This is a genomic window from Pseudomonas sp., from assembly GCF_037994325.1.
GTDB lineage: Bacteria > Pseudomonadota > Gammaproteobacteria > Pseudomonadales > Pseudomonadaceae > Aquipseudomonas.
This window is the reverse complement of the sequence record NZ_JBBNAH010000367.1, coordinates 1-11,960: the sequence shown is the minus strand read 5'-3', so window position 1 is coordinate 11,960 and position 11,960 is coordinate 1. Positions and strand designations below refer to the sequence as shown.

13 protein-coding genes are annotated in these 11,960 nt (G+C 59.4%); 9 read left to right on the top strand and 4 right to left on the bottom strand.

Annotated elements, in window-relative coordinates:
- From AAAB16_RS12540 to rluD, 3 genes are all read right to left on the bottom strand, one after another.
- A partial coding sequence (locus AAAB16_RS12540; RefSeq protein ID WP_340663615.1) for a Clp protease N-terminal domain-containing protein occupies positions 1 to 422 on the bottom strand: 422 nt, incomplete at its 3' end.
- A 222-nt stretch (positions 423 to 644) separates the two neighbouring features.
- Complete coding sequence (pgeF, locus tag AAAB16_RS12535) at positions 645 to 1,385, bottom strand: peptidoglycan editing factor PgeF (protein ID WP_340663614.1); 741 nt, start codon at positions 1,383 to 1,385, stop codon at positions 645 to 647.
- Positions 1,375 to 2,319 carry a 23S rRNA pseudouridine(1911/1915/1917) synthase RluD gene (gene rluD / locus AAAB16_RS12530; RefSeq protein WP_340663613.1) on the bottom strand — a complete coding sequence of 315 codons (945 nt, stop codon included), beginning with the start codon at positions 2,317 to 2,319 and terminating at the stop codon, positions 1,375 to 1,377. Before rluD ends, pgeF begins: the two co-directional genes overlap by 11 nt.
- A gap of 176 nt (positions 2,320 to 2,495) precedes the next feature.
- Here rluD and AAAB16_RS12525 point away from each other — a divergent pair, with 176 nt between their 5' ends.
- From AAAB16_RS12525 to AAAB16_RS12510, 4 genes are all read left to right on the top strand, one after another.
- The gene (locus AAAB16_RS12525) at positions 2,496 to 3,512 is read left to right on the top strand and encodes an outer membrane protein assembly factor BamD (protein ID WP_340663612.1); all 1,017 of its coding nucleotides are present in this window, start codon (positions 2,496 to 2,498) and stop codon (positions 3,510 to 3,512) included.
- Between the two features lie 222 nt (positions 3,513 to 3,734).
- The gene (locus tag AAAB16_RS12520; RefSeq protein ID WP_340663611.1) at positions 3,735 to 3,962 is read left to right on the top strand and encodes a PP0621 family protein; all 228 of its coding nucleotides are present in this window, start codon (positions 3,735 to 3,737) and stop codon (positions 3,960 to 3,962) included.
- Positions 3,952 to 5,544 (top strand): ATP-binding protein, encoded by a 1,593-nt coding sequence (locus tag AAAB16_RS12515; protein ID WP_340663610.1) that lies wholly within the window; start codon positions 3,952 to 3,954, stop codon positions 5,542 to 5,544. The genes AAAB16_RS12520 and AAAB16_RS12515 overlap by 11 nt, the downstream gene beginning before the upstream one ends.
- A 2-nt stretch (positions 5,545 to 5,546) precedes the next feature.
- On the top strand, positions 5,547 to 6,887 hold the full coding sequence (locus AAAB16_RS12510) for a sigma-54 dependent transcriptional regulator (RefSeq protein WP_340663609.1): 1,341 nt from the start codon (positions 5,547 to 5,549) through the stop codon (positions 6,885 to 6,887).
- On the opposite strand, the gene thiO is transcribed toward AAAB16_RS12510, so the two are convergent.
- On the bottom strand, positions 6,888 to 7,991 hold the full coding sequence (thiO, locus tag AAAB16_RS12505; protein WP_340663608.1) for a glycine oxidase ThiO: 1,104 nt from the start codon (positions 7,989 to 7,991) through the stop codon (positions 6,888 to 6,890).
- A gap of 290 nt (positions 7,992 to 8,281) precedes the next feature.
- On the opposite strand from thiO, the gene AAAB16_RS12500 reads away from it, so the two are divergent.
- The 5 genes from AAAB16_RS12500 to AAAB16_RS12480 all read left to right on the top strand — a co-directional run.
- Positions 8,282 to 8,749 carry a GspH/FimT family pseudopilin gene (locus AAAB16_RS12500; RefSeq protein WP_340663607.1) on the top strand — a complete coding sequence of 156 codons (468 nt, stop codon included), beginning with the start codon at positions 8,282 to 8,284 and terminating at the stop codon, positions 8,747 to 8,749.
- The gene (pilV, locus tag AAAB16_RS12495; protein WP_340663606.1) at positions 8,746 to 9,207 is read left to right on the top strand and encodes a type IV pilus modification protein PilV; all 462 of its coding nucleotides are present in this window, start codon (positions 8,746 to 8,748) and stop codon (positions 9,205 to 9,207) included. Before AAAB16_RS12500 ends, pilV begins: the two co-directional genes overlap by 4 nt.
- Entirely contained in the window at positions 9,204 to 9,830 is a 627-nt protein-coding gene (locus tag AAAB16_RS12490) for a prepilin-type N-terminal cleavage/methylation domain-containing protein (protein WP_340663605.1), read from the top strand. The genes pilV and AAAB16_RS12490 overlap by 4 nt, the downstream gene beginning before the upstream one ends.
- Entirely contained in the window at positions 9,830 to 10,279 is a 450-nt protein-coding gene (locus AAAB16_RS12485) for a pilus assembly PilX N-terminal domain-containing protein (protein WP_340663604.1), read from the top strand. The genes AAAB16_RS12490 and AAAB16_RS12485 overlap by 1 nt, the downstream gene beginning before the upstream one ends.
- 18 nt (positions 10,280 to 10,297) lie before the next feature.
- Positions 10,298 to 11,960, top strand: a 1,663-nt coding sequence (locus tag AAAB16_RS12480; protein ID WP_340663603.1) for a VWA domain-containing protein, incomplete at its 3' end; no start/stop codon positions are given.

Genomic DNA, 11,960 nt, shown 5'->3' with positions numbered 1-11,960 from the left:
TTCACGGCGTTTTCCAGGGCTTTTTTACTGACGCCCTGTCCGAGTAGAAGCTTGCCCAGTTTGGTGCTGTCATCCAGTGCCGCCAGCAGCACCAGCTCGCTGGAAATAAACTGGTCACCCTTTTGCTGCGACAGGCGATCGGCCTGATTCAGCAGGCGCGCCAAGTCTTGCGACAGGTTTACATCGCCGGTGGGGTTCTGGATTTTTGCCAGTTGATCGAGTTCTTTGGTCAGCGCCTGGCGCAGGCTGTTGACGTCAAAGCCGGTCTGCATCAGCAGCGACTTGATCGAGCCGCCCTGCTGATCGAGCAATGCCTGCATCAGGTGCAAGGGCTCGATGGCGGCGTGGTCCATGCCCACGGCCAGGGATTGGGCGTCAGATAACGCTAACTGTAATTTGCTGGTTAAACGGTCGATACGCATAGGTTTACCTTCCTTATAGAGGGCAGCCGGCGCAGTGAACGCACCTGATAAAAAAAGTCTGCCGAGATGATCAATTAAGTGAGGCCGATTGTTGGGGATTCAAGGTGTGTGCGTCTGATTGAAATCAAACCCACAGGAATGAGTTGGCCACCGTCATAGCCCAGAGGTCTGTATGACTGTAGTCAATGGCGAGCACTGAAAGCGGATTAACGCGCGGGGAGCTTATGGGGTGAGCCAGACCAGCGAGGCGAAGCGACCAGTACGGGCACTGCGGCGGTAGGAAAAAAAGCGGGGGTCGCTAACGGTGCAAAAGCCGCCGCCATACACGGCGGTAACGCCGCGGGCGGCCAGGCGCAGGCGGGCGAGCTGGTAGATGTCGGCCATATATTTACCGGGGTTGATGCTCGGCACGAAAGCCTGATCCGCCTCAGGCTGCACCGCCATAAAGGCTTCCCGCACTTCGCCGCCCACTTCAAAGGCGCGCGGGCCGATGGCGGGCCCAAGCCAGACCAACACTTCTTCAGCGGGAGCTGCCAACGCATCCAGCGTGGCTTCCAGCACACCGTTGAGCAAACCGCGCCAGCCCGCATGCGCCGCCGCCACACGGGTACCGGCGCGGTCGCAGAACAAGGCGGGCAAACAGTCGGCGGTCATAACCGTGCAGGCGATGCCGGGGCTGGCGGTCCAGCTGGCATCGGCTTCGGCGACCACGGTGGGGTTTGCATCAGCGACAACAATGCCGTGCACTTGCTGCAACCAGGCTGGCTGGCAATTCAGGCGCGCGATCAGGGAATGGCGGTTATGCGCGACCGCAGCAACCTCGTCACCGACATGGGCGCCGAGGTTAAAACTATCGAAGGGAGCTTGGCTGACACCACCAGCACGGGTGGTGACACAGGCCTTGACCCGCGCTGGCGCGGGCCAGTCTGGCGTCAGCCAGGCCTGCTGATTGTCAGCCGACAAAAGCTTCGCGGTCCTGACGCAACAACGTCAGCAGCCAGAGGAAATCATCCGGTAGCGGCGACTCCCATTTCATGCGCTGCCCGGTAACCGGGTGGGTCAGCTCAAGAAAACGCGCGTGCAAGGCCTGACGGGGAAACTCTTTCAGCGCTTGCAGCATGGTCGGGTTGGCTGCCGGCGGAATGCGGAAGCGGCCGCCGTAGGCCGGGTCGCCCACCAGCGGGTAATTGATGTGCGCCATATGCACGCGAATCTGGTGCGTGCGCCCGGTTTCCAACTTCACGCGGGTATGGGTGTGCGAGCGGAAGCGCTCGAGCACGCGGTAGTGGCTGATGGCTTGTTTGCCGCCGTCCATAACCGCCATACGCTGACGCTGCTGGCCGTGGCGGCCAATGGGCGCATCGATTTTGCCACCGGCCGTGATCACGCCGATGACAATGCATTCATAGATGCGGCTGACCGAACGCTTTTGTAGCTGGTCGACCAGATGGGTCTGCGCTTGCAGGTTTTTCGCCACCACCATCAGGCCAGTGGTGTCTTTGTCCAAGCGGTGGACAATGCCAGCGCGCGGCACATTGATGATATCGGGCACGTGGTGCAGCAAGGCATTCAGCAAGGTGCCGCTTTGGTGACCAACGGCCGGATGTACCACCAGCCCTGCAGGTTTGTTGATGACCAAGATGTCGTCATCTTCGTAGACGATATCCAGCTCAATGTCTTCGGCCACCCATTCGCCCTGGGCTTCCTGCTCGGCGTCGAGCACCAATACGCTGCCGCCATGGACGATATCGCGGGGCCGAACCACCTCGCCATCCACCGTCAACAGGCCTTCTTTAATCCAGGCGGTGAGGCGCGAACGCGAGTGTTCAGAGAACAGTTGAGCGGCGATTTGGTCGAGGCGTTGGCCGCCCATTTCGGACGGAACCTCGGCGCGCATCTGGATGGCTAACTTATTAATTGGAGGAATGCTCGGTAACGGCGCGGCGTAGGCTTTGGTTTCGGCTACGCGCTTGTGGTTAAATACGGCGTCTTTGTCCCGGGGTAACCGGGGCGCTCATCATAACAGGACGGCTCTGCTCAAGACAGCCAGCCGTCACAGGGACGCAAGCCGCCATGCAAGTGAAACACCTGCTGCTGATCGCCATCCTCGCTCTCAACGTTGCATGTTCTTCTAATGAAGTTGTAGACGAAAACCTGAGTGAGTCCGAGCTGTACCAGCAGGCACAGACTGATCTGGACAATAAAAGCTATACCAGCGCCGTCACCAAGCTGAAGGCACTGGAGTCGCGCTATCCGTTTGGCCGCTATGCCGAACAGGCGCAGTTGGAGCTGATTTACGCCAACTATAAAAACGTCGAGCCTGAGGCTGCCAAGTCTGCTGCCGAGCGTTTTATCCGCCTGCATCCCCAACACCCGAACGTCGATTACGCCTACTACCTTAAGGGTCTGGCCTCGTTCGACCAGGACGTCGGCCTGCTGGCGCGTTTCCTGCCGCTGGACATGACCAAGCGCGATCCGGGCGCTGCCCGCGATTCGTTCAACGAGTTCGCGCAGCTGACCAGCCGCTTCCCCAACAGTCGTTATTCGCCGGATGCCAAGCAGCGCATGATTTACCTGCGCAACCTGTTGGCAGCCTATGAAGTGCACGTCGGTCACTACTACCTCAAGCGTCAGGCGTATGTAGCGGCTGCCAACCGCGGCCGTTATGTAGTCGAGAACTTCCAGGAAACCCCAGCAGTCGGCGATGGCCTGGCGATCATGACCGAGGCTTACCAGCGCCTGGCCCTGAACGATCTGGCAGACACCAGCCTGCAAACCCTGAAGCTCAACTACCCCGACCACCCGAGCTTGGTCGATGGCAAGTTTGTGCCGCAGGAAGACGAAGCTGACAACCGCACGTGGCTGAGCAAGGCCACCCTGGGTCTGCTGGAAAGCGACACACCGCTGCCACCGGGCGAAACCCGCGCCAGCCAAGACGTGATAAAGCAGTACCAAGACGCCGAGCAAGACATTCCAGAAGAGCTGCAGCCAGCCGATCAAAGCGGCGACAGCGAAGAAGAACACGAAGCCGAAGGCAACAGCAGTGATCGCTCGTGGTTCAGCTACATGACCTTTGGCGTATTCGACTGAGTACGCGCTAGGCCATTAAAAAGGCGTCCCTCGGGACGCCTTTTTTGTTCGCAGGGTCTGCTGTGCGCACCAGGCGATCTATGAGAGATCGCAAAGGTGCGCGCAGCCCCACCCTACAAGCGCCAAAGCGCAACGGAAACAACGCACAGCTTGCCACTTCCCGGCTGTGCTGACGCCGCGACCTTGGCTAAACTGCCAGCCTCACTAAAAGAAGAGCCAACTATGGGACGCCTGTTGATTTGGATCGGTTTGATCTGTGCCGTCTACTGGCTTTGGCGCCGCGCCACACGTCCAGCCCCGGCCGCGCCAGGCGTTGAAGAAGCGCAACCGATGGTGCGCTGCGCCCATTGCGGCGTGCACACCCCCCGCGCCCATGCCCTGAGCCAGGACCAGCAGTGGTTCTGCAGCCAGGTCCACCTTGAGCAGGGTGCCACGCGCAGTGACCGCTGAAACCCTAAGCCTGAGCAGCCTGCAAGGGCAGCGGATTCTCAAGATCTACCACCTGTATCGCCTGGCCATTGGCGTCATGCTGGTGGTGCTGATCTCCAGCGACCTGGACAGCCAACTGCTGGAATTGGCCAACGACAAACTGTTCAAGTACGGCAGTTGGCTGTACTTGGTGCTCAACGCCTTTATTACCTTGGTGGTGCGCAAACCGCGGCACTTGGCGCAAGTATTCAGCCTGAGCATGGTCGATGTGATCCTGCTCTCGGGGCTGTTCTACGCCGCCGGCGGGACACCCAGTGGTATCGGCAACTTGCTGATCGTCGCCGTAGCCATCGCCAATATTTTGCTGCGTGGACGGATCGGCCTGCTGATCGCCGCCGTTGCCGCGATGGGGCTGATCTACCTGACCTTTTATTTAAGCCTGGACCACCCCGCTGCCTCCGCGCAATACGTGCAAGCAGGCGCCCTCGGTGCACTGTGTTTTGCCGCCGCACTGTTCGTGCAAGGCGTGACCCGGCGCTTGCAAGTCAGTGAAAGCCTGGCCGAGAAGCGCGCTGCGGATGTGGCTAACCTCGAAGCCCTCAACGCCCTGATCTTGCAGCGCATGCGCACCGGCATTCTGGTGCTCGACGGCCAACACCGCGTACTCCTGGCCAATCAGGGCGCACTGAGCTTGTTGGGCCGCGAAGAACTCGCCGGGAAGATCCTCGACCCGCACAGCCCGGAACTGGTCAAACGCCTGCAGCACTGGCAGCGCAATCCCACCCTGCGCCCGCTGAGCATGCAAGCCGTGGCCGATGGCCCGGTATTGCAGCCGAGCTTTGTCACCCTGCAACGCGGTGAACAACAGGACACCTTGGTATTTCTCGACGATATCTCGCAAATCGCCCAACAGGCGCAGCAGCTTAAGCTCGCCTCTCTGGGCCGCCTGACCGCCGGCATCGCCCATGAAATTCGCAATCCGCTTGGCGCCATCAGCCATGCGGCGCAGTTGCTGCAAGAGTCGGAAGACCTCGACGGCCCGGACCTGCGTCTGGCGCAAATCATCCAAGATCACTCGCGGCGCATGAACCTGGTGATCGAAAACGTCTTGCAGCTCTCGCGCCGCCGCCAGGCCGAGCCGCAATTGCTGGACCTCAAATACTGGCTGCACCGCTTTGCCAGTGAGTTCCGCACCACCACCAATGAAAACCAGCTGCTGCACTTGGACACCACCGGCAGCACGCTGCAAACGCGCATGGACCCCAACCAGTTAACCCAAGTGCTGACCAACCTGGTAGAGAACGGCCTGCGCCACAGCGCCATGCAGCACAAGCAAGGTCAGGTATGGCTCAAGCTATTCCGCGATGCCGACAGCGACCTGCCGGTATTAGAGGTGCTGGATAACGGCGCCGGCGTACCGACCGAGCATCTGCAGAATATTTTCGAGCCCTTCTACACTACCGAAAACAAAGGCACGGGCCTCGGCCTGTATATTTCCCGCGAACTCTGCGAAAGCAACCAGGCCCGTCTGGACTACAAAACCCGCGATGTCGGCGGTGGCTGCTTCCGCATTACCTTCGCCCACCCGCGAAAACTGAGCTGACCATGACCGCCCGGCAAAAAGCCCTGATCGTCGACGACGAGCCCGATATCCGCGAGCTACTGGAAATCACCCTCGGCCGCATGAAACTAGACACCCGCAGCGCGCGCAACGTTAAAGAAGCCCGCGAATGGCTGGCCCGCGAGCCGTTCGACCTGTGCCTGACCGATATGCGCCTGCCCGATGGCACCGGCCTGGAACTGGTGCAGCACATCCTCCAGCGCCACCCGCAGGTGCCGGTGGCGATGATCACCGCTTACGGCAGCCTCGACACCGCCATCAATGCCCTGAAAGCCGGCGCCTTCGATTTTCTCACCAAGCCGGTCGACCTCGGTCGTCTGCGTGAACTGGTCGCTACCGCTCTGCGTATTCGCAGCAGCGACAGCGAAGAAGAAACCGTCGACAACCGCCTGCTCGGCGACTCGCCGCCCATGCGTGCCCTGCGCAAACAAATCTTCAAACTGGCGCGCAGCCAGGCGCCGGTTTATATCAGCGGCGAATCGGGTAGCGGCAAGGAACTGGTTGCCCGCCTGATTCACGAACAGGGCCCGCGCGCCGAGCTGCCCTTTGTGCCGGTGAACTGCGGTGCGATTCCATCGGAGCTGATGGAAAGCGAATTCTTCGGCCACAAAAAAGGCAGCTTTACCGGCGCCATCGAAGACAAACAAGGCCTGTTCCAGGCAGCCAATGGCGGCACGCTGTTTCTCGACGAAGTGGCCGACCTGCCCCTGGCCATGCAGGTAAAACTGCTACGCGCCATTCAGGAAAAAGCCGTACGCACCGTCGGTGGTCAGCAAGAAGTGGTGGTAGATGTGCGCATCCTCAGCGCCACCCACAAAGACTTGGCGGCCGAAGTGGCGGCTGGGCGCTTTCGCCAAGACTTGTACTACCGCCTGAACGTGATCGAACTGCGGGTTCCGGCCCTGCGCGAGCGCCGCGAAGATATCGCCCAACTCAGCGACGTAATGCTCAAACGCTTGGCCGAAGGCACTGGCCTGGCTGCCGCCACGCTTGACGCCGACGCCCTGGAAAAGCTCAAGAACTACCGCTTCCCCGGCAACGTGCGCGAGCTGGAAAACATGCTCGAACGCGCCTACACCCTGTGTGAAGACGACCGTATTCAAGCCAGCGACCTGCGCCTGGCTGATGCCGGCGCATCGGGCGAAAACGGCGAAGCCAGCCTGGCGCAGATCGATAATCTCGAGGACTACCTGGAAAACATCGAGCGCAACCTGATCATGCAAGCGCTGGAAGAAACCCGCTGGAACCGCACGGCTGCGGCGCAGCGGCTCGGTCTGACCTTCCGCTCCCTGCGCTACCGCCTGAAAAAACTCGGCATCGACTGATCAGCGCACACCCAAACGGCCCTGCGGCGCATACGGCGCGGGGTCGATAATGGGGGCATTGCCCAGCATCAAATCGGTCAACAACTGACACGACGCCGGCGCCAACACCAGACCATTGCGGTAATGGCCGCAGTTCAGCCACAGCCCCGCAAAGCCCGGCACCGGGCCAATAAACGGCACGCCATCCGGCGAGCCAGGCCGCAACCCCGCCCAATGCCCCACCACCTCAGCATCGGCCAACGCCGGCAATAGCTCGATGGCCGAAGCTTTCAGGCTGGCGAGCGCGTCGTCGGTTGGGGTTTTATCGAAGCCACAATGCTCGAGGGTGCTGCCGACCAAGATATGGCCGTCCTTGCGCGGAATGGCGTAACGACCTTTAGCCAAGACCATACTCGGCAAAAAGTCGGCGGCGCACTTAAACAAAATCATCTGACCTTTGACCGGCTCAACCGGCAAATCGAGACCTAGGGTTGCCAAAAGCTCACCGCTCCAGGCGCCGGCGGTGAGCACCACGCGCTCGGCACGTAGTGCACCTTGCGCGGTGTTAACGCCCACCACCCGGCCCTGCTCCTGGCTAAACCCGCTTACCGCGCAATGCTCTTGCAGCGTGACGTTAGGCATAGCCAGCAGCGCTGCACGAAGAGATTTGATCAGGCGTGGGTTGCGCACATTGGCTACGCCGCGCATATGCACGGCTTGTTGGTAGCCGGCGCCGAGTACCGGAACAGCGTTGTATACCGAAGTGATGTCGACAGACTGCAACGGCCGCTGATGCGCCTTGGCCCACGCCAGGGCCTCTGCCTGATCGTCAAGATCCAGCCAGTAAAGCCCCGTGACAAACACCTCGGGGTCGATCTGCGTTTGCGCCAGCAACTGCTCGCCCAGGCGCGGATAGAAATCTTGCGACCAATGCGCCAGGGCAGTTACTGCCGCGCCGTAGCGCCAGGGGTACAACGGCGAAACGATACCGCCGCCCGCCCAGGACGATTCGCCGCCAGCGTGCTGTCGATCCACCACCGTCACCGACAGCCCTTTGCGCGCCAGGTTAAGCGCAGACAGCAACCCGATAGCGCCGCCGCCAACCACCAGAACATCCATCGCCAAAATCCCCCTCGCCCACTGCGCAAAAATCCGCGGCGAGGGTAACAAAAAACCAACGGTTAACCGCGGGAATAATTGACCGCGAGGACAGAACTCGGGCGACCGACCTGTAGGAATCGACCTGCGCGAAACCTACAAAAAAGTGAACCAGTCGTCACTTGTGAATCCCCGCAAAGCCGCGCCATTAGCGGCGAACACGCAACTCGTCGCGCTTTTTGCTCGCTCATCATTCTTAGGAGGCTGTAGGAAATTTCGTGGGTTAGATTCCACCCGTGATCAATGGGATTAAAAACATGATTTCGTCCAAAGGTTTCACCTTTATCGAGCTGCTCACGGTGTTGGCGATCATCGCAATCATCGCCAGCGTCAGCGCACCAAGCTTTAGCAATGTGATTGCCAATAATCGCTTGGCGAGCACCTCGAACAATATTCTCAGCACGTTGCAAATGGCCCGCAGCGAAGCCGTTACGCAACGCACGGCTGTAAAGGTGTGCGCCACCAATGCCGGCGGTACAGCGTGCGGCAATAGCACTAACTGGAGCGCCGGCGTATTGATCATGCGCGGCACCACGGTGCTTAGAGTTGTGCCCACCGACAATCCCAGCGTCACCGTACAAAGCTCCGCCAACGAAGTGGTTTATCAAGGCAACGGCACCAGCGCCGCCACCACTATCTCGGTAAACGACTCCCGCGGCGGTACTGCTCGCACCATTAAAGTGAATGTCGTCGGCCAAGCCTGCGGCGGGAGTAGCTGCTCATGAGAACTCGCGCTAAAGGTTTCACCTTGATCGAAGTGCTTATCGCCTTGGTCATTCTGGCCATCGGGCTCTTGGGCATGTCCAGCCTGATGATGACCAGCATGCAGTCCAGTCAGAGCGCTTATTTGCGCAGCCAAGCCAGTCTGCTGGCTTACGACCTGACCGAGAGAATGCGTGCCAACGTCGACCGGGCAACTGGTAGCAACGACTACCAGATCAGTGCCGGGACCACCTCGGTGACTAACCCTGGCTGTACCGGTGGCCTCTGTACGCCGACGCAGCAAGCTCAGCTGGATTTGAGCGAATGGCGTGCAGCCTTAACCGGCAGTATTCCGGGCTCCACCGCTAGCGTTGTGCGCGCCAACCAGAACGAATACACCATCACTATTGCCTGGGAAGAGTCGTCTGCCCTGCAAGGCAACACCGGCACTTCGAACTTTGTACTAAAGGTCAACCTATGAACAAGCAAGCTGGCCTTTCGCTTATTGAGCTGATGGTTGCTGTTGTTATCAGCTCACTGCTGATCCTTGGCGTGACGCAAATGTTTGCCAACAGCAGCCAATCGGACCGCATGAACAGCGCCGTCGCCCGCGTGCAGGAAAGCGGGCGCGTGGCCTTGGCACTGATTGGTGAAGATGCCCGCCGCGCCGGTTACCAAGGCTGCAGCGCCTCATCCAATACAAAAACCGTTAACTCCGTCCACTTCCCTGATGAGGCAATCGCGACTGCCGCCAACAGCGTCACTTTTCGCTACGCAACACTGGAAAACACTGGCGTTACGTTTGGCGGCAATAAAACCTGCGATGACGTCGCCTTGTATTACAAAAGCGTGACCTACGACCAATGCGCCAATGGCACCAGCCTGTGCATGAACGGCACCGCCATTCTGGATAACGCGACCATCACCGGCGTCAGCTTTGGTGTTCTGTCTGACCCTAATATTCGTTGGGTCAGCAGCGCGTCGGCGACACCAGCCAATCTTAGCCTGGCCCACTCCCTGCGGGTGACGCTGACCATTAACGATGCGGGCAACAACCTTAGCCGCGTTTATTCCAGCACCTACGAACTCAGGAACCGCCTCTGATGACCCTCCGAGCCAGACAGTCCGGTATGGCGCTTCTTGTGTGCCTGATTATGTTGCTGCTGCTGACCATTATTGCCATCACCGCCGCGCGGCAGTCGACCTTGCAGGCACGTATGGCCGCTAACAGCCAACAAGAGAACGTGGCTTTCCAAGCCTCGGAGAGCGGAATTCGAGCGTGGATCAGTAGCTACAACTCGAACCCTCGTATTGCCCCAATTAGCGTAACGACAAGCATGTCCCCGACTGTACCTATTGTTGCGGCAGCCGCGGCGCCAAGCATTTGTGCGTCGACGTTGGAACCGTATTCGCTAAACGCCAGTGCCGACCAGTTCCAATTTGCCTGTTTCGATATTCAAAGCAACGCGAAGTCTTGCGCTGATTCAGGATGCGCCGATGCAACCAACCCGGCTCGGGCCCGTCACTTCCAGGGCCACCTGGTTCGTTATTAAAGGCAAGGAGATTACGTCATGATTACTAGGTACAACCTACGCCCCCTCCTTGCCTCAGCGTTAGCGTCCACGCTGATGCTGCAAGCAAGCATCAGCTTTGCCGACGACACCGAGATCTTTTTTGGCGGTAGCGCCGTCGATTCGGGTATTCAGCCTAACGTGCTCTTTGTTATGGACAACTCCGGCTCTATGGCGGGCGACCGCATGGCTGGCCTGAAAAATGCGTTTAACACCATTATCAGCGGCGCGGGCAATATCAACGTCGGCGTGATGTCGATGAACACCAACCCGCGCTTGCTCTCCCCTGTGCGAGACATCAACCAGCCAATCAACTTCAAACTGGCTACGCCAGAGATGTTGGCCAGTGGCGACGATGCCACCTACCGGAACGGCACCACTGTTCCGGCAACCAGCGCCACCGGCACCATCGACAATCCGACACTGGTCATGGGCTACGTGAAAAACGCCGACAGCACCGGGGCAACGGTCAATACTATTACCCGCTCAGTTGGCTCAGGCTCGGCCTACTCGAACGACAACTCGTCGTACTATGTGGTGAGCAGCGGTGGTGTGGACTATGTGTGTTCGGCAAAAATTGTCGAAGCAACTACCCCTTGTACCGGCGCCAAAACGCAAATTAACTCGACCACAGGAGCTGCAGGCAACGACGGTGTTCTGTTGTTCCGTAACCTGAATATTCCGGCCAGCGCCTCTATTACCAGCGCCAAGCTGATCCTAAAGCCGGCCAACGCCACTAACTATCCAGCATTCACCGTCAAGCTGGAAAACAGCAAAACGGCGGCGGCATTCAACAGTGCCACCAGTTTCACCGACCATAACTTTGCCGTGAGCAACCTGCAAACCGCTGCCCCCGCAGGAACGTTGGTTAGCGGAGAAGTGGTGCTGGACATCACCACTGCGCTGACCAACCTGAAGGCTCTGGCGCCTACCGCTGACCCGTTGGCAGATATTGCAGCACGGGTTCGCGGTAGCAGTACGACGTCCTATCCTTGGTACATCGGCGACGGCGATGCAACCGCGCCGCGCCTTGAGGTCACCTGGAGCAACGACGAAGACGTTACCCGCACTACCGGTATTCGCTTCCAAAACGTCGCCATTCCACGCGGCGCCACCATCACTTCCGCGCGCATCGACTTCGTTCCAGCTGCGTCCGATGATCGCCCGGTAAGCTTTACCGTCAGCGCACAGAACGCTGCCGACGCGCCGATTTTTACTGCCGGTGAGAACTTTACTGCGCGCGTCAAGACCAGCAACACCACAACGTGGACACCTAGCGAGTGGCGTACATCCGCCCCTCAGATCTATGTGGAAGGCCCAATTGTCACTGGGCTGGTGCAGAGCGTTATCGACAACAACAGCACCTGGTGTGGTAACAACTCCATGGCGTTCTTTGTCACGCCGACTTCCGGTAGCGGCAGCCGCACCACATTCAGCGTGGATGCTGGCAAAAACCTGCAACCGGTGCTCAACGTCAGCTATACAGGCGGCGACAGTGGCTGCTTGAACCCTATCGTAACCATGTCGGTCAACGACCCGAAAGATGACGGCTCTCAGTCGGCAACTGGCCAGAACGCGGTAGTCAACGCCAACAGCATTGCCTTCAGCAACGGCTATATCGCCAGCCGTTTTACCAGCGTCCCGGTTATTCAGGGCGCAACGG

Bases quoted from the DNA above. Each gene is read 5' to 3' on its own strand.
- rluD (WP_340663613.1), bottom strand. From the start codon at position 2,319: ATGCGCGCCGAGGTTCCGTCCGAAATGGGCGGCCAACGCCTCGACCAA.
- AAAB16_RS12525 (WP_340663612.1), top strand. From the start codon at position 2,496: ATGCAAGTGAAACACCTGCTGCTGATCGCCATCCTCGCTCTCAACGTT.
- AAAB16_RS12520 (WP_340663611.1), top strand. From the start codon at position 3,735: ATGGGACGCCTGTTGATTTGGATCGGTTTGATCTGTGCCGTCTACTGG.
- AAAB16_RS12510 (WP_340663609.1), top strand. From the start codon at position 5,547: ATGACCGCCCGGCAAAAAGCCCTGATCGTCGACGACGAGCCCGATATC.
- AAAB16_RS12500 (WP_340663607.1), top strand. From the start codon at position 8,282: ATGATTTCGTCCAAAGGTTTCACCTTTATCGAGCTGCTCACGGTGTTG.
- pilV (WP_340663606.1), top strand. From the start codon at position 8,746: ATGAGAACTCGCGCTAAAGGTTTCACCTTGATCGAAGTGCTTATCGCC.
- AAAB16_RS12490 (WP_340663605.1), top strand. From the start codon at position 9,204: ATGAACAAGCAAGCTGGCCTTTCGCTTATTGAGCTGATGGTTGCTGTT.
- AAAB16_RS12485 (WP_340663604.1), top strand. From the start codon at position 9,830: ATGACCCTCCGAGCCAGACAGTCCGGTATGGCGCTTCTTGTGTGCCTG.